At 74.7% G+C, this 15,602-nt stretch carries 14 protein-coding genes and 1 riboswitch; of the genes, 8 read left to right on the plus strand and 6 right to left on the minus strand.

Translation table 11 applies throughout. The annotated features are described in order from the left end of the window. Positions 1-104: 104 nt before the first annotated feature. From paaA to OSB71_RS21485, 5 genes are read left to right on the plus strand one after another with little or no spacing between them, the layout of a single operon-like run. On the plus strand, positions 105-1,271 hold the full coding sequence (paaA, locus tag OSB71_RS21465) for a 1,2-phenylacetyl-CoA epoxidase subunit PaaA (protein WP_416237309.1): 1,167 nt from the start codon (positions 105-107) through the stop codon (positions 1,269-1,271). After that, the gene (gene paaB / locus OSB71_RS21470; protein ID WP_265950434.1) at positions 1,268-1,555 is read left to right on the plus strand and encodes a 1,2-phenylacetyl-CoA epoxidase subunit PaaB; all 288 of its coding nucleotides are present in this window, start codon (positions 1,268-1,270) and stop codon (positions 1,553-1,555) included. The genes paaA and paaB overlap by 4 nt, the downstream gene beginning before the upstream one ends. After that, complete coding sequence (gene paaC / locus OSB71_RS21475; protein ID WP_265950435.1) at positions 1,552-2,346, plus strand: 1,2-phenylacetyl-CoA epoxidase subunit PaaC; 795 nt, start codon at positions 1,552-1,554, stop codon at positions 2,344-2,346. The genes paaB and paaC overlap by 4 nt, the downstream gene beginning before the upstream one ends. Then, the gene (gene paaD, locus OSB71_RS21480; RefSeq protein ID WP_323055327.1) at positions 2,343-3,017 is read left to right on the plus strand and encodes a 1,2-phenylacetyl-CoA epoxidase subunit PaaD; all 675 of its coding nucleotides are present in this window, start codon (positions 2,343-2,345) and stop codon (positions 3,015-3,017) included. The genes paaC and paaD overlap by 4 nt, the downstream gene beginning before the upstream one ends. After that, on the plus strand, positions 3,017-4,174 hold the full coding sequence (locus OSB71_RS21485) for a 2Fe-2S iron-sulfur cluster-binding protein (RefSeq protein ID WP_265950436.1): 1,158 nt from the start codon (positions 3,017-3,019) through the stop codon (positions 4,172-4,174). The genes paaD and OSB71_RS21485 overlap by 1 nt, the downstream gene beginning before the upstream one ends. 112 nt (positions 4,175-4,286) lie before the next feature. Here the strand turns inward: OSB71_RS21485 and OSB71_RS21490 are convergent, their stop codons facing one another. Together OSB71_RS21490 and OSB71_RS21495 are read right to left on the minus strand one after the other, a co-directional pair. Beyond that, positions 4,287-6,017, minus strand: coding sequence for a SpoIIE family protein phosphatase (locus OSB71_RS21490; protein ID WP_265950437.1), 1,731 nt, complete (start codon positions 6,015-6,017; stop codon positions 4,287-4,289). Positions 6,018-6,225: 208 nt separating this feature from the next. Further along, positions 6,226-6,783, minus strand: coding sequence for a GNAT family N-acetyltransferase (locus tag OSB71_RS21495; RefSeq protein WP_265950438.1), 558 nt, complete (start codon positions 6,781-6,783; stop codon positions 6,226-6,228). 232 nt (positions 6,784-7,015) lie between these two features. Beyond that, a riboswitch (cobalamin riboswitch) is annotated at positions 7,016-7,164 on the plus strand. Between the two features lie 189 nt (positions 7,165-7,353). On the opposite strand from OSB71_RS21495, the gene metE reads away from it, so the two are divergent. After that, the gene (metE, locus tag OSB71_RS21500) at positions 7,354-9,672 is read left to right on the plus strand and encodes a 5-methyltetrahydropteroyltriglutamate--homocysteine S-methyltransferase (protein ID WP_265950439.1); all 2,319 of its coding nucleotides are present in this window, start codon (positions 7,354-7,356) and stop codon (positions 9,670-9,672) included. A gap of 132 nt (positions 9,673-9,804) precedes the next feature. On the opposite strand, the gene OSB71_RS21505 is transcribed toward metE, so the two are convergent. Beyond that, positions 9,805-9,957 (minus strand): hypothetical protein, encoded by a 153-nt coding sequence (locus OSB71_RS21505; protein WP_265950440.1) that lies wholly within the window; start codon positions 9,955-9,957, stop codon positions 9,805-9,807. After that, the gene (locus tag OSB71_RS21510) at positions 9,951-10,403 is read right to left on the minus strand and encodes an ATP-binding protein (protein ID WP_265950441.1); all 453 of its coding nucleotides are present in this window, start codon (positions 10,401-10,403) and stop codon (positions 9,951-9,953) included. The genes OSB71_RS21505 and OSB71_RS21510 overlap by 7 nt, the downstream gene beginning before the upstream one ends. 161 nt (positions 10,404-10,564) lie before the next feature. Here OSB71_RS21510 and OSB71_RS21515 point away from each other — a divergent pair, with 161 nt between their 5' ends. Together OSB71_RS21515 and OSB71_RS21520 are read left to right on the plus strand one after the other, a co-directional pair. Then, entirely contained in the window at positions 10,565-11,419 is an 855-nt protein-coding gene (locus OSB71_RS21515) for a helix-turn-helix domain-containing protein (RefSeq protein WP_265950459.1), read from the plus strand. After that, positions 11,416-11,604, plus strand: a complete 189-nt coding sequence (locus OSB71_RS21520) for a DUF397 domain-containing protein (protein WP_265950442.1) — start codon at positions 11,416-11,418, stop codon at positions 11,602-11,604. Before OSB71_RS21515 ends, OSB71_RS21520 begins: the two co-directional genes overlap by 4 nt. A gap of 260 nt (positions 11,605-11,864) precedes the next feature. Here OSB71_RS21520 and OSB71_RS21525 read toward each other — a convergent pair whose 3' ends face one another. Then, the gene (locus OSB71_RS21525) at positions 11,865-13,427 is read right to left on the minus strand and encodes a M28 family peptidase (RefSeq protein ID WP_265950443.1); all 1,563 of its coding nucleotides are present in this window, start codon (positions 13,425-13,427) and stop codon (positions 11,865-11,867) included. A gap of 23 nt (positions 13,428-13,450) precedes the next feature. Next, on the minus strand, positions 13,451-15,559 hold the full coding sequence (locus OSB71_RS21530; RefSeq protein ID WP_265950444.1) for a Xaa-Pro dipeptidyl-peptidase: 2,109 nt from the start codon (positions 15,557-15,559) through the stop codon (positions 13,451-13,453). Between the last annotated feature and the right edge of the window lie 43 nt (positions 15,560-15,602).

A 15,602-nucleotide genomic window follows, 5' to 3' on the forward strand; every position in this document is an offset into this window, starting at 1 on the left:
AGTTAGTGGACGGCCGCACGGGCGCGGACCGGAACCCGCCGTACGGTGCCCCCACTGGAGGAAGGAGACCGGTGGTGGCCGAACGACCGACCCAGACGCCCCCGATGCCGGGTAGCGATCGACTGCTGGCGGAGGTGACCCAGGCCGGGGAGGAACTGGCCCGGACGCACTCCGGTGCGCACGACGGCCCGGCCGAGGCGGACGAGGAGGCCCTGGCCGCCCGCTTCAAGGAGATCGTCGCGGCCGACGGCAAGATCGAGCCGCGCGACTGGATGCCCGGGGGCTACCGCGCCTCCCTGGTGCGCCAGCTCGCCCAGCACGCCCACTCCGAGATCGTCGGCATGCAGCCCGAGGCGCACTGGATCGGCCGGGCGCCCTCCCTGTACCGCAAGGCCGTCCTGCTGGCCAAGGTGCAGGACGAGGCCGGGCACGGCCTGTACCTGTACGCCGCGGCCGAGACCCTGGGCGTGCGGCGCGCCGACCTGCTGGACGCGCTGCACGAGGGCCGCCAGGGCTACCTGTCCTTCATCAACTACCCGACGCTGACCTGGGCGGACACCGGTGCGCTGGCCTGGCTCACCGACGGCGCGGCCATCGTCAACCAGGTCCCGCTGTGCCGCACCTCCTACGGCCCCTACGCGCGGGCCATGGTGCGGGTGTGCAAGGAGGAGTCCTTCCACCACCGGCAGGGCTTCGACTCGCTGTGGGCGCTCACCCACGGCTCGCCGCGGCAGCGCGAGATGGCGCAGGCCGCGGTGGACCGCTGGTGGTACCCGGCGCTGGCCATGTTCGGCCCGCCGCACTCGGCGTCCACCCACTCCGAGCGGTCCATGGCCTGGCGCATCAAACGGTTCACCAACGACGAACTGCGCCAGCGCTTCGTGGACGTCTGCGTGCCCCAGGCCGAGGCGCTGGGGGTGACGCTCCCCGACCCGGAGCTGCGCTGGAACGCCGAGCGGGGCCACTACGACTTCACCCCGCCGGACTTCGCGGAGCTGCGCCGGGTGATCCGGGGCGACGGCCCCTGCAACCGCGAGCGGGTGGCCCATCGGCGCGCGGCGCACGAGGAGGGCGCCTGGGTGCGCGAGGCCGCGGCGGCTCACGCCCGGCGGCGGGCGGCGCGGAGCGCGGACGCGGAAGCGGACTCGGGCTCGGGCTCGGGCTCGGGCTCGGGTGCGGACGCGGGGGATGCCGCGGGCTCCGGCGGAGCCGCGGCCGGGACGGACCGTCCGGGCGGCGCCCGGGCCGACGCGGAGGGGATGCCGGCATGAGCGAACACGACTGGCCCTTGTGGGAGGTCTTCGTCCGCGCCCGCCGCGGGCTGGCGCACCTCCACGCCGGCAGCCTGCACGCGCCGGACGCCCACCTCGCGCTGCGCAACGCGCGCGACCTGTTCACCCGGCGCGGCGAGGGCGTCTCCCTGTGGGTGGTCCCCGCCGACGCCGTCACCGCCTCCAGCCCCGACGAGAAGGACCCCTTCTTCGACCCGGCCGCCGACAAGCCCTACCGGCACCCCACCTTCTTCGCACTGCCCGAGGGGGTCGAACACCTGTGACCACCGCGCCGCCCACCGCACCGGGTCCGTCACCCGCCCCGGCCGGCCCGCCCGTCGCCTACGTGCTGCGCCCGGCCGACGACGCCCTGATCGCCGCCCAGCGCATGGCGCAGTGGTGCACCAACGCGCCCCAGCTCGAAGAGGACGTGGCGCTGGCCAACATCGCGCTGGACCTGCTCGGACAGGCGCGCGCGCTGCTGACCCACGCGGGCGGCCTGGAGGGCCGGGGCCGCGACGAGGACGCGCTGGCCTTCCTGCGGGACGAGCCGGAGTTCACCAACGTCCAGCTCGTGGAGCTGCCCAACGGCGACTTCGCGCACTCCATCGCCAAGCTGCTGTTCTTCGCCGCCTACCAACGGCTGTGGTACGAGCGCACCGCCGCCGCGCGGGACCCGGAGCTGGCCGCGATCGCCGCCAAGGCCGTCAAGGAGAGCACCTACCACCTCGACCACGCCGCGACCTGGACCGAGCGGCTGGGCGACGGCACCGAGGAGTCCCACCGCCGGATGCGGGCGGGCGTCGCCGCGGTGTGGCCGTACACCCACGACCTCTTCGCCGCCGACCCCCTGGCGGCCCGGCTGGCCGCCGAGGGCGTCGGCGTCGACCCGGCGGAGCTGCGGCCCGAGTGGCTGGCCACGGTCGAGGAGGTGCTCACCCGCTCGGGCCTGGCCGTGCCCGCGGGCGACTGGGCCCCCACCGGCGGCCGCCACGGCGTGCACACCGAGCACTTCAGCCTGCTGCTGATGGAGATGCAGTCCCTCCACCGCGCCCACCCGGGGGTGACCTGGTGACCCCCGCCGCACCCCCCACCACCTCGCCCCGGCACCCGCAGGACCCGCCCCCCGTCCCGGCGGCCCCCGCGTCCGGGGAGACCGGTGCGACCGGGACGGCGGGAGGGACCGGAGCCGGGAGCGGGCCGCCGCCCCCGCCCGAGCGGGGAGGCGCGGGCGGGGAGGCCCGGCTGTACGCGGCCCTCGCCCGCGTGCACGACCCGGAGATCCGCGTGCTGAACCTGGCGGAGCTGGGCGTCCTGCGGGCGGCGCGGATCGGCGCGGACGGCACGCCGGTGGTCACGATCACCCCCACCTACGTGGGCTGCCCGGCCATGGACGTCATCCGTGCGGACGTCCGCACCGCCGTGCTGGCCGCCGGGTACGCGGACGTCCGGATCGAGACGGTGTGGTCGCCGGCCTGGACGACCGACTGGATCGGCCCGCGGGCCCGCGCGAAACTCGCCGCCGCGGGCATCGCCCCGCCCGGCCCGCGTCCGCCCGGCGCGCGTCCGTCCGGCGCCGGGCCCGACGGCCGCCGCCTGCTGCCGCTGTCGGTGGCGGCGCCCCCCTGCCCCCGGTGCGCCGCCGCGGACACCGAGGAGGTCACCCGGTTCGGCTCCACCGCGTGCAAGGCGCTGTGGCGCTGCCGGTCCTGCCTCGAACCCTTCGACCACCTCAAGGAGCACTGATGACCGCGCCCACGGCCGCCCTGTCCGGCTCCGCCGCCACGGCCGGGCCGCCGGCCGCGCGCACCGGCTTCCACGCCCTGGAGGTCGTGCGGACCACGGCCGCGGCGGACGACGGGAGCGCGCTCGCCGTCACCCTGCGGGTCCCCGGGGAGCTGCGCGAACGCTTCGCCTTCGGCCCCGGCCAGTACATCACCGTGCGCGCCGAGCTCTGTGGCACCGAGGTCCGGCGTTCGTACTCCCTGTGCTCGACCCCCGACGAGCTGCGCCGCGACGGGGTGCTGCGGGTGGGCGTGCGCGCGGTGACCGGCGGGCTGTTCTCGACCCACGTGCGCGAGCGGCTCTCCCCCGGCGACGTGCTGGAGGCCGCGCCGCCCGACGGCCGCTTCACCACCGACGTCCACCCGGCGCGGCGCCGCCGGTACGCGGCGGTGGTCGCCGGCTCCGGCATCACTCCCGTGCTCTCCCTGGTGACGCACGCCCTGGCCGTGGAGGCGGAGAGCACCTTCACCGTGCTGTACGGCAACCGCTCCGCGGCCTCGGCGATGTTCCTGGACGAGCTGGCCGACCTGAAGGACCGCCACGGCCCCCGGCTCCGGCTGCTGCACTTCCTCTCCCGCGAGGCCCAGCAGACCGGCCCGGCCGGCCGGCGTCTGGACGCCGCCACCCTGGCGGGCGTCCTCGGCACCCTCCTGCCGCCGTGGCGCGTGGACGAGTGGTTCGTCTGCGGCCCCTACACCATGGCGCACGGCGCCAGGCGGGCCCTGGAGCAAGCGGGCGTCGCCCCCTCCACGGTGCACACCGAACTGTTCCAGGCGGCCCCGCCCGCCGCCCCGTCCGCCCCCGCGGACGCCGGAGCGGACGCCGGAGGAGCCGCCGAGGGCGCCAGCCTGGAGGTGCGGCTGGAGGGCCGCACCTCGACGGTCCGCACGGCACCGGGCCAGACGATCCTCGACGCCGCCCTTTCCGCGCGTCCCGAACTCCCCTACTCCTGCCGCGCCGGCGTCTGCGCCACCTGCCGCGCCAGGGTCGTCTCGGGCGGCGCCACCATGCCCGACGGCTTCACCCTCACCGCCGAGGAGCGGGCCGACGACTACGTCCTGACCTGCCAGGCCGTCCCCACCACCGCCACCCTCAGCGTCGACTACGACGTGGTCTGACCCACCGGCGCCGCGAGCCCGGCCGGGCGTCCGCGACGCCGGTCACCGGCCGTAGGCGTCCGCACGGGAACCAGGGCGAGCCGTACCGGCCGGGACGCCGGTGGCCGCCGGGCTACGCGCCGGGGGGCGTGCGCAGCGCCAGCAACGCGACGTCGTCGTCGTTGTCGCCGGGGCGCACCTGCTCCAGCAGGGAGTCGCAGAAGGAGTCCAGCGGACGGTGGGCGAGGGAGGCCGCGTGCCGACGCAGCCGCTCCAGTCCGTCGTCGATGGGGCGGTGCGGGGACTCGACCAGGCCGTCGGTGTACAGCAGGACGGTGGCGCGCGGCGGCAGGACGGTGACGACGTCGGGGCGGGGTCTGGCGATCCCGGTCCCGAGCAGGATGCCGTGCGCGTCGGTGAGGTAGCGGGCCCGGCCGTCGTGGCCGACCAGCAGCGGCGGAGGGTGTCCGGCGTTCGTCCAGCACAGCCGCCACAGCCCGTCGTCGCCGAGGCCGAGGGTGGCCAGGATCATGGTCGCCATGGGGACCTCGGCGATGTGCTTCACGGCTTCGTCGAGCTGGGTGACGACGGCGCTGGGCGTGGCCTTGGGCTGGGACCACGCGAAGGCCCGCAGCATGTTGCGGACCTGCGCCATGCCGGCCGCGGCGTCGAGATCGTGCCCGACGACGTCGCCGATGACCAGGGCGTGGTCGCTGCCGGTCAGGGGGAAGGCGTCGTACCAGTCGCCGCCGACGGAGGAGGAGCGCGGCGCGGGCACGTAGCGCACCGTCATCTCCAGCCCGGGCACGGTGGGGAGCTGGGGCAGCAGGTGGCGCTGCATGGTCTCGGCGACCTTGCGCTGGCGCTGGTACAGGCGCGCGTTGTCCAGCGCCAGGCCGGCCCGGCGGGTGATGTCCTCCAGCAGCGGGAGGTCACCGGTGGCGAAGGCGACGGAGCGCCCCGAGCGGCCCAGGGTCAGGGCACCGAGCACGTCGCGCAGGCCCCGGATGGGCGCGATGGCCGCGGAGTGCATGCCCGTCTCGGCGAACAGGCGCCGCTGCTCGACCGCGATGCCCGAGTCGGGCGGGCCCTGGTAGGTGGACGGACCGGCGAGCGAGGACGCGGCACCGCGCAGCGCGCGCGACAGCGGCATCGGGGACTCCTCCGGCACCGGGGGCATGGGCCCCTGGAGGTCCTCCCGCTCGACCAGGACACCGTCCTTGTGCTCCGTCACCAGAGCCCGGCGCACCTCGTCCCGCTCGGTGAGCAGGTCGATCACCGCCCAGTCCGCGAGCCGGGGCACCGTCAGCGCCGCCAGCCGGCGCAGCGCCTCATCCGTGTCCAGGGTGGACGTGAGCTGGGTGGTCGTCTCCGCCAGCAGGGCCAGGCGGTCCAGCTCCGACAGGGGTGCCGGAGCCCCGGCCGAGCCCTGGGCGGGCACGCCCCCGTCCGTCCCGTACAGCAGCACCAGCGCGCCCGCCCTCCGCGCCGCCGGTGCGTAGGGCACGACGAGCCAGGACGACCGGACGAGCGTCCCGTCCCCGCGGGCGAACCACTCCGCGGCGCCGTGCTCGGTCCTCCCGGCGAGCAGCGCCTTCCGCAGCCGGCAGCGCGTGCGGGGCACGGGGTCCCCGTGGCTGTCGCGGTGCAGCAGGTCGTGGGAGTCCCGCCCCACGAGTTCCCCGCGGCTGCGGCCCAGCACCCGCTCGGCCGCGCCGTTGGCCGAGACGACGACACCGTCCTCGTCGACGACCACGGCCGCCGCCTGCACGTCCTCCAGCGTGGTGCCGAGCTGTAGGGCTTCAGGAGGCGTCTGGTGACCGGACACGGGTATGCCCCCCGTGCCGGTGCCGGTGACGTCCATGGCCCTCCTCGGTGCATGCGGACTCGCCCTGATCCCCCACGAAAGGTACCCGTACGCGCGACCGCCGCAGAACAGGCGCCGCACACCGGGCGCCCCCGCGCGCCTCCCACACCACCCGGAGCGGCGCCCACGGCCCCGGAGCGCCGGGCGACGGCACCCGCACCGCCGCGACCCGGCCCCCCTGCCCGTGCGCGCGCCTGCCGACGGCTCAGCGGCAGGGCATGCTCATGTAGAGGGCGTGCTCACCCTCCGACGGCGTGCCGTCGTAGAGGGTGGTGTCCAGCCCGCAGAAGGCGAAGCCCATCCGCCGGTACGCCCGGATCGCCGGCGCGTTGACGCTGCTGACCTCCAGCCAGAGGTGCCCGGCACCTCGCTCCCGGGCGAACTCCGCCGCGAGCCCCGTCAGCGCCCTGCCGATCCCCCGCCCCCGGTGCTCCGGGGCGATCTCGATGTCCTCGACGGTCAGCCTGCGGTTCCAGCCGGAGTACGCGACGAGGGCGAAACCGGCCAGCTCGCCGGTGGGCGCGTGGGCGAGGAAGGTACGGCAGTCCGCGTCGTCCCCGCCGTCCTGGTGCGCGTCGTCCTCGGGGAACACCTTGGTCAGCGGCGGGTCCACCGCGATCTCGCGCAGGGCGAACCCCTCGTCGGTGACGGTCACCCGGAACACCGTGTCGGTGGTGAAGGAGCCGTCCAGCGCCTCGACGGCCTCGATGTCCCCGGGACCGGCGACGCGGTACCGGTAAGCGCTCTCCTCGGCGGCGGCCACGGGCACGAGGCTAGCCGATCGCTGCGGAACGGGCCCCGGGCCGGTGCGCGCCGCCGCGCGGGCGGGTCGGCGCGGCGCGGCCGGGCCGACGGCCCCGGCCCGCCCCGGCCCGCGGATGCCGGACGTCACACTTCCCTTCGCGGCGCCGCCCCGTAAGCTGAACCCCAGCAGCTGGTTCGCCCCGCTCTTCCGCCACGCCCCCGGGCGCGGCGGAAGAGCGGGGCGTCGCAAGAGGGAACCCGGTGGGAATCCGGGACTGCCCCGCAGCGGTGAGCGGGAACGACCGCCGTCACACGCACTGGGTCCGAGGTTTGGGCCTGGGAAGCGACGGCCAGTAGGTGTCCTCCGTCCGGGAGGGCGCGCCCGCGAGTCCGAAGACCTGCCACCTGCCCGCGTGCGGACCCCTCCGCGCGCGGACATCCCGGTGACCTCGAGGGCGGGTCGGCGTACACACCAGACGGAACGACCGTGCCTGTGCCGTGCGGGGTCGTGGCCGTCCGGTCCGTCACCCCTTCGCGCTCTCGTCCCGTCGCCGGGATCTCAGGGAATCGTCTCGCGAAGGAGATCTCCGTGACAGCGAAGTCCGCAGCCGCGGCAGCACAGGCCACCGTGTACGGCTACCCCCGCCAGGGTCCGAACCGGGAACTCAAGAAGGCCGTCGAGGGTTACTGGAAGGGCCGGGTCACCGCCGAGGCCCTCCGGGCGGCCGGCGCCGAACTCCGGCGGAGCAACTGGCGGCAGCTCGCCGACGCCGGCGTCCACGAGGTGCCCACCGGTGACTTCTCGTACTACGACCACGTCCTGGACACGACCGTCATGGTGGGCGCGGTCTCCGAGCGCCACCGCGCCGCCTTCGAAGCCGTCCCGACCGACGGCTACTTCGCGATGGCCCGCGGCACCCAGGACGTCGCTCCGCTGGAGATGACCAAGTGGTTCGACACCAACTACCACTACCTGGTCCCCGAGCTGGGTCCCGACACCGCCTTCGCGGCCGACTCCACCCAACAGGTCGCCGAACTGGGGGAAGCCCTCGCCCTGGGCCTCGCGGCGCGGCCCGTGCTGGTCGGCCCCGTCACGTACCTCCTGCTCGCCAAGCCCGCCCCCGGCGTGCCCGCCGACTTCGAGCCGCTGACCCTCCTGGACCGGCTGCTGCCCGTGTACGCCGAGGTCCTCGCCGACCTGCGGGCGGCCGGCGCCGCGTGGGTGCAGCTCGACGAGCCCGCGCTGGTGCAGGACCGCACCCCCGCCGTGCTGAACGCCGCCGAGCGCGCCTACCGCGAGCTGGGTACCCTCACCGACCGGCCGAAGCTGCTCGTCGCCTCCTACTTCGACCGGCTCGGCGACGCCCTGCCCGTACTGGCCAAGGCCCCGGTCGAGGGCCTCGCGCTGGACTTCACCGAGGCCGCCGCCGCCAACCTGGAGGCGCTCGCCGCCGTCGGCGGCCTGCCCGGCAAGCGGCTGGTCGCCGGCGTCGTCAACGGCCGCAACATCTGGATCAACGACATGCAGAGGTCGCTGTCCACGCTCGGCACCCTGCTCGGGCTCGCCGACCGCGTCGACGTCGCCGCCTCCTGCTCCCTGCTGCACGTGCCGCTGGACGCCGCCGTGGAGCCGGACATCGAACCGGAGGTCCTGCGCTGGCTGGCCTTCGCCCGGCAGAAGACCGCCGAGATCGTCACCCTCGCCCACGGCCTCGCCCACGGCACCGGCGCCATCGGCGCCGCACTCCTCACCAACCGCGCCGACCTCGACTCCCGGGCGGGCTCGCCGGTCACCCGTGATCCGGCCGTGCGGGCCCGCTGCGCGGGCGTGACGGACGCCGACACCCGCCGCTCCCAGCCGTACGCCGAGCGGGCCGCGGCCCAGCGCGCCCACCTCGGCCTGCCGCTGCTGCCCACGACGACCGTCGGCTCGTTCCCGCAGACCGCCGACCTGCGCGCCGCCCGCGCCGATCTGCGCGCCGGCCGCATCGACACGGCCGGGTACGAGGAGCGCGTCAGGGCGGAGATCCGGGAGGTCGTCTCCTTCCAGGAGCGGACCGGTGTCGACGTCCTGGTGCACGGCGAGGCCGAGCGCAACGACATGGTGCAGTACTTCGCCGAGCAGCTCACCGGCTACCTGGCGACGCGGCACGGCTGGGTGCAGTCGTACGGCACCCGGTACGTGCGTCCGCCGATCCTGGTCGGCGACGTCTCCCGGCCCGAGCCGATGACCGTGCGCTGGACCTCCTACGCGCAGTCGCTGAGCGACCGGCCCGTCAAGGGCATGCTCACCGGCCCCGTCACCATGCTCGCCTGGTCCTTCGTCCGCGACGACCAGCCGCTGGGCGAGACCGCACGCCAGGTCGCGCTCGCCCTGCGCGACGAGGTGGGCGATCTGGAGGCGGCCGGGACCTCGGTCATCCAGGTCGACGAACCCGCGCTGCGCGAGACCCTGCCGCTGCGGGCCGCCGACCGCGCCGCGTACCTGGCGTGGGCGACCGAGGCGTTCCGGCTCACCACCGCGGGCGTACGGCCGGACACCCAGGTCCACACCCACATGTGCTACGCCGAGTTCGGCGACATCGTCCAGGCCATCGACGACCTCGACGCCGACGTCATCAGCCTGGAGGCCGCCCGCTCCCACATGCAGGTCGCCCGCGAACTCGCCTCGCACGGCTACCCGCGCGAGGCCGGACCGGGGGTGTACGACATCCACTCCCCGCGCGTGCCGAGCGCCGCCGAGGCCGCGGACCTCCTGCGGACCGGGCTGCGGGCCATCCCCGCCGAACGGCTGTGGGTCAACCCCGACTGCGGCCTGAAGACCCGCGGCTGGCCCGAGACCCGGGCGTCCCTGGAGAACCTGGTCGCCGCCGCCCGCACCGTCCGCGGCGAACTGACCGCCTCCTGACCGGAGATCCCCAGGGGGCGGGGCCGCCGGACGCCCCGGCCCCGCCCCCGCACCGCCACGACGACGGCGGCGGGGGTCATGCCGGCGGAAGGGGTGAGGGAGGGCCCCCTCGCCCCTTCCGCCGGGGCGAACTCACGGGCGCGGGAGCAGCGGCGCGAGGAAGCGGCTCGGCTCGCCGTGCCGGGTGAGGGCGAGCGCGTCCCTGGCCCGGGTCGCCGCGACGAACAGCAGCGACCGCGCCCGGTGCGGTTCCCGCCGGTGGACCGCGGAGCCGCCGGTCAGCACGGCAGGTCCAGCTCGGCGGCGACGGTCTTGCCGACGGGGACGCGGTCGAGGACGCTCCACCGGTCGGCGAGCGCCTCCACCACGAGCAGGCCCCGGCCGCTCTCGGCGAGGGGCGGCGGGCAGGGCACGCCGGGGCCGGGAGGGCGGCGCTCGCCCCGGACGTCGGAGACCTCGATCCGCAGGGTCGGGCCGAGGAGCCTGACGACGAGCTCGAAGTCCCGGCCGGGAACCCGGCCGTGCGTGACGGCGTTGCTCGCCAGTTCGGCGACGAGCAGGGCGGCGGTCTCGGACGCCGGGGTGCCGTGCGGAACGCCCCAGGTGTCGAGCTGGTGCAGCGCGAGCCGACGGGCGAGCCGGGCACCGCGCGGGGTGGAGCTGAAGCGCTGGGCGAACACACGTACGGTGACGGGCGCCGCGCCCGCGGCGGGGGTGGACGGTGCTGTCATGGGCCCAAGGTGCCGCCGGGCGGGAGGGGTTGACCAGCGCCGCCGCGCGTACGCCGGGTCAGCGTACGCGCACGTTCGGTGGACAGTACGCGTCACCGTGCGTGACCATGGGTGGCAGTCGGAAGCGGTACGGCAGCGGGTGGCACGGGAGGTGTCCGGCGGTGGCCTACGAGAACACGGACGGCGGTACGGGGGCGACGGGCGGCACGGAGCCGGGTACGTCGGACAGCCTGCGCACCTTCGGCGCGGTCGTCCAGGCCTTACGCGAGCACAAGGGCCTCAGCCGCGAGGAGTTCGCGGCCCTGGTCGGCTACTCCAAGCACACGGTCGCCTCGGTCGAGCAGGGCCGGCGGATGCCCGACCAGGACTTCGTGGACCGCGCCGAACCGGTGCTCGGCAACACGGGCGCCTTGCGGAAGGCGGCACCGCACCTGTCGCGCCAGGCGGGACTGGCGAGCTGGTTCCGCCAGTGGGCACGGCTGGAGGCGACGGCGATCAGCCTGTGGACCTACGAGTGCCGGGTGATCCCCGGACTGCTCCAGACCGAGCGGTACGCGCGTGCGGTCACGGAGAGCGTCCCGCCGGTGAAGGACGAGGAGCAGGTGGCCAAGCAGGTCACCGCTCGACTGGAACGCCAGCGGCTGTTCGACCGCAGGCCGCCGATCGCGTTCAGTTTCATCATCGAGCAGGCTCTGGTGGAGCGCGGCACGGGAAGCCCCGACGTGACGAGGGAGTTGCTCGACAGCCTCTTGGACCGGTCCCTACAGTTCAACGTCGAGTTGCAGATCATGCCCCGCTACCAGCCGGACCACGCTGGATTCGACGGCCCGCTGATGCTCTTGGAGTCTCCGAACCACAAGTGGTCCGGGTACGCGGAAGGCCAGCGTGGCGGCATGTTGATCTCAGACCCGAAGGAGGTCAGCATCACGCTCCAGCGGTATGCAAGACTGCGCTCGCAGGCTCTCACCTCCGAAGACTCAAGGAGCCTGCTGAAGCGACTACGAGGAGCGCTATGAGCAGCATCGGTGAACTGGCCTGGTTCAAGAGCAGCTACAGCGGTTCCGACGGTGACGCCTGCGTCGAGGTGGCGATGGACGCGCGGGCGGTCCACGTCCGGGACTCCAAGGACCAGCGGAGCCCCGAACTCGCCGTCTCCCCCGCCGCGTGGAACGACTTCGTCACGTACGCCGCCCAGGCCTGACCACACGCACCGCCCCGCGCCGGAGCCGTCCGGCGCGGGGCACCGTCGTAAACACCTCCGGAAGCGCCCACTTCCCCGCGTCGACGGCCTCCCGGAGACGTGCGGAGAAGTACGTGCGCGCCGCGCGCGTCTCCCCCTCACGGCCGACCGGGCCCGCCGACGGCCCGTGGGATCGCTTCGGCCGCCCTGTGTGCGGGCGTGTCGCGGCGACCACCGGAACCGCGGGCCGTCGGCGGGGTGCTCGGGTCAGCGGTCAGCGGTCAGGGTGTGGTGTAGCCCAGGGTGTAGTCGCCGCTGCCGGAGTAGGCGTGGACGCGGTAGCGGTAGTAGCCGGCCGTCCCGTCGTAGGACAGCTCCTCGTCCGGCCCGCTGCTCGTGGCACGCGCCACCTCACTCCAGCCCGCGCCGCCCCACTTCTGCAGGTAGAGGTCGAAGTCCGCGCCGTCCGGGCCGTCCAGACAGGCCCGGTGCGCACCCGCACCCGACTGGAACCAGCTGCCACCGGGCTGGACGTCACTGCCACCACCGCGCAGCGAACCGCTCACGGTGTGCTCCAGCCCGTCACAGGACGACGTGCCGTTGACGGTGAGGGCGTAGGCCGCCGAGTTGGTGGTCTCGGTGCCCTCGCCGGTGACGGTCACCGAGGTGTTCGACGACGGCGCGCCCGCGTCCGCGGTCAGGGTCAGGGTCGAGGACTCGCCGGAGGTCACCGACACCGGGTCGAAACGCGCGCTCACCCCGGACGGCAGCCCCTGCGCGGAGAACCGCACCGTCTGCGCGTCGCCCCTCGTGGTGGCGGTCGAGACGGTCGTCGTCACCGACTCCCCGGCCTCCAGCGTGCCGGAGGACGGCGACACCGACACCGAGAAGTCGTTCGCGGCGTTGTCGGTGCCCGCCAGCGCCCAGACGGTGTGCGCGATGGCGTTGGTGCTCTGGCCCATCGCGTAGGCGCCGACGTTCGAGAGGTCGTCGCACCCGCTGTGGTAGCAGGGGTCGTCGGAGTTGCCGATGCCGCCGACGGTGATGCCGTACCGGGAGAAGGAGGAGTGGTCGGAGCTTCCGTCCCAGCGGATGTCGAACGTGGGGATGGACTGGTCGGCGAAGTACTCCTTGAACAGCCCGCTGATGGTCGCGTCGTGGGAGTAGACGCCCCAGCGCCGCACGTCCTTCTGGCCGACCATGTCGAAGTTGAGGTACGCGTCGATCTTCGCGCGCTGGCCGCTTCCGAGGTTCTGCGCGTAGTGCTGGGAGCCGACGAGGCCGAGCTCCTCGGCCCCCCACCAGCCGAACCGCAGCCGCTTCTCCGGTCGCAGGTCGGCGCTGGACACCTCCAGCGCCACCTCCAGGACGGCCGCGGAACCGCTGCCGTTGTCGTTGATGCCGGGCCCGCGGGTCACGCTGTCCAGGTGCGCCCCGGCCATCACCACCTGGTCGGGGTCGCCGTGCGGCCACTCGGCGATCACGTTGTAGCCGGTCGCGCCACGGTAGGTGAACGACTGGAGCGTGGTGTCGAAACCGGCGGCGTCCAGGGTGCTTCGCACGTAGTCGGCCGACGCGCGGTAGCCGGGCGTCCCGTGGGCGCGGTTGCCGCCGTGCGCGTCCGCGATGTCCTGGAACTTCTCCAGGTGGGCCATCGCGTCCGCGGCCGGGATGTGCGGGGGGTCGGCGGTGGTGGCCGCGGAACCCGGCGCCGCGGCGGTGGTGTGGGCGCTGTGGAGTGCCGCCGTGGGCGCCGCGGTGTCGGCGGTCGCCGGGGCGGCGCCCAGGAGGCCCACCGAGAGCGTCAGCGCTCCGACGAGTATGGACAGGGGTCGTCGTCTCATGGGTTCTGCTCCTGTGTGGGTTGTCAGGGTGTGGTGTAGCCGAGGGTGTAGTCGCCGCTGCCGGAGTAGGCGTGGACGCGGTAGCGGTAGTAGCCGGCCGTCCCGTCGTAGGACAGCTCCTCGTCCGGCCCGCTGGTCGTGGCACGCGCCACCTCGCTCCAGCCCGCGCCGCCCCACTTCTGCAGGTAGAGGTCGAAGTCCGCGCCGTCCGGGCCGTCCAGACAGGCCCGGTGCGCACCCGCACCCGAGCGGAACCAGCTGCCACCGGGCTGGACGTCACTGCCACCACCGCGCAGCGAACCGCTCACGGTGTGCTCCAGCCCGTCACAGCCCTCCCCGCCGTCGCCGTCCCCCGCGACCAGCGGAAGGGCGAGGGTGCTCCCCGCGGGGGCGAGGTGCAGCGTGGTGCCGGGGCGCGGTCGCAGGGTGAAGTCGCGGTCGGTGGAGATGACGACGAGACCGATCCGGCGACCCTCCTCGAAGAGGTGGTCCTTGGGCTGCATGCGGAAGGTGAGGTCGTACTCCCGGCCGCGGACGATCGGTCGGCCCGTCGCGCGGCCGTCGCGGTTGTGCGGGTCGATCCAGCCCCGGGTGACGACGGTCGGGTCCGCGGAGCCGCCGGGCGGGCCGTAGTCGACCAGCAGTGCCGTCAGGTTGGCCGCGTCACGGTTGTCCACCGCCGCGCGCAGCGTCACCTCGGGGACGCCGGAGAGCCGCAGGTCCGTCTCCAGCGGCGGGGTGCGGTACACCAGCCGGGCGCCGTCCGCGCCGTCCGGACGGGCCACGAGGGAGGCCGCGTCCCGGGTGCGGCCCTGGTCGGTGAAGGACTGCCGCACCTGGCTGCCGGTCGGCTCGGCGCCGAGCGTCCCGGGTGCGGTCGCGGAGTCCGCCGAGAGGTGGTAGACGGCCCGCTGCGCCTGCGGGTCGGGCCAGTCCGCGTACTGGTGCCAGGAGCCGTCGGCCAGTTGGACGTCGGCCGTCGGCTCGTCCATGATGCCGGTGTCCAGGCCCTTGACGTGCTCGTCGAACCAGCGCCCGACCGTCTCCCGGTAGTCGGGGCGGCTCGGCGTCGCGTGGCCGCCCCGGTGCAGCCAGATCTTGCGCGGCACGTCGTGCGCGCGCAGCGCCTCCCACCAGCGGGCGTAGTGCTCCCCCTTGACGTTCCAGTCGGAGTGGCCGTGCATCACCAGGACGGCCGGGGTCGCCTCGCTCACCCGTCGCACGTAGTCGCGCGCCTGCCAGAAGTCCGTGTAGTCGCCGGTGGCGCGGTCCTGGCGCGCGGTCAGGTCGTCGATCTCGTCGGCGCAGCCGCTGTTGCCGACCACGGCCTCGGCGAGCACGTCGGCGTCCTCGCCCTGGTACCCACCGGGCGCGACGACCAGCCCGTTCGCCCGGTAGTAGTCGTACCAGTCGGATATCGCGGCGATCGGCACGATGGCCTTGAGGCCCGCCACACCCGTGGTGGCCGCCATGTTGGCGAGCGTGCCGTTGTAGGAGACGCCCAGCATGCCGACGTCTCCCGTGCTCCAGTCCGCCTGCACCGGCCGGCCGCTCTCGTCGTACGCGGTGGCGCGGCCGTTCAGCCAGTCGACGACGGCGGTGGTGCCGAGCGTCTCGTTCATGTCCCCGGTGGTCGGGCAGCCGGTGGAGTCGCCCGTGCCGATGCTGTGGCCGAGGACGACGGCGTAGCCGCGGGGGAGGAAGTAGTCGTCGTACCAGCCGGGGAGCCCGGGCATCCGCTTGGTCCGGGCGGGGCCGTCGGCGGACGCGCTCGGCCCGTGGCCGGCGCCGTCGAAGATGTCCTCCTGCGGCAGGTGGTCGACGTCCACGCCGTGGAACTCGGCGGGGTTGGTGCCGTACCGGTACGGGCTCTGCTCGAAGACGACGGGCACCGGGCCGCCGCCGGCCGGGCGGGCGATGTCGAGGGCCACGCGGTCGGGTCGGCCGTCGTGGTCGGTGTCGGTCCCGGTCTCGACGTAGACCCGCTCCTGGACCGCCTGGGCCGCGTCGGTGTCCGCGTGCGCGGGGGCGCCGAGCAGCGGGGGCAGCGTGGCGGTGAGTGCGGCGAGCAGCGCGGTCGCGGCGGCTCGCCGCCGCCGTCGGGTGGGTTGTCGGGTGTGGCGCAGACGCATGGGGCGTCCCTTCCGGTTCTCCGGTGGCGCACAGGTGGTCGGG

The organism is Streptomyces marinisediminis (assembly GCF_026262575.1).
Classification (GTDB): Bacteria; Actinomycetota; Actinomycetes; order Streptomycetales; family Streptomycetaceae; genus Streptomyces; species Streptomyces marinisediminis.

Bases quoted from the DNA above. Each gene is read 5' to 3' on its own strand.
- paaA (WP_416237309.1), top strand. From the start codon at position 105: ATGCCGGGTAGCGATCGACTGCTGGCGGAGGTGACCCAGGCCGGGGAG.
- paaB (WP_265950434.1), top strand. From the start codon at position 1,268: ATGAGCGAACACGACTGGCCCTTGTGGGAGGTCTTCGTCCGCGCCCGC.
- OSB71_RS21485 (WP_265950436.1), top strand. From the start codon at position 3,017: ATGACCGCGCCCACGGCCGCCCTGTCCGGCTCCGCCGCCACGGCCGGG.
- OSB71_RS21490 (WP_265950437.1), bottom strand. From the start codon at position 6,017: ATGGACGTCACCGGCACCGGCACGGGGGGCATACCCGTGTCCGGTCAC.
- OSB71_RS21510 (WP_265950441.1), bottom strand. From the start codon at position 10,403: ATGACAGCACCGTCCACCCCCGCCGCGGGCGCGGCGCCCGTCACCGTA.
- OSB71_RS21520 (WP_265950442.1), top strand. From the start codon at position 11,416: ATGAGCAGCATCGGTGAACTGGCCTGGTTCAAGAGCAGCTACAGCGGT.
- OSB71_RS21525 (WP_265950443.1), bottom strand. From the start codon at position 13,427: ATGAGACGACGACCCCTGTCCATACTCGTCGGAGCGCTGACGCTCTCG.
- OSB71_RS21530 (WP_265950444.1), bottom strand. From the start codon at position 15,559: ATGCGTCTGCGCCACACCCGACAACCCACCCGACGGCGGCGGCGAGCC.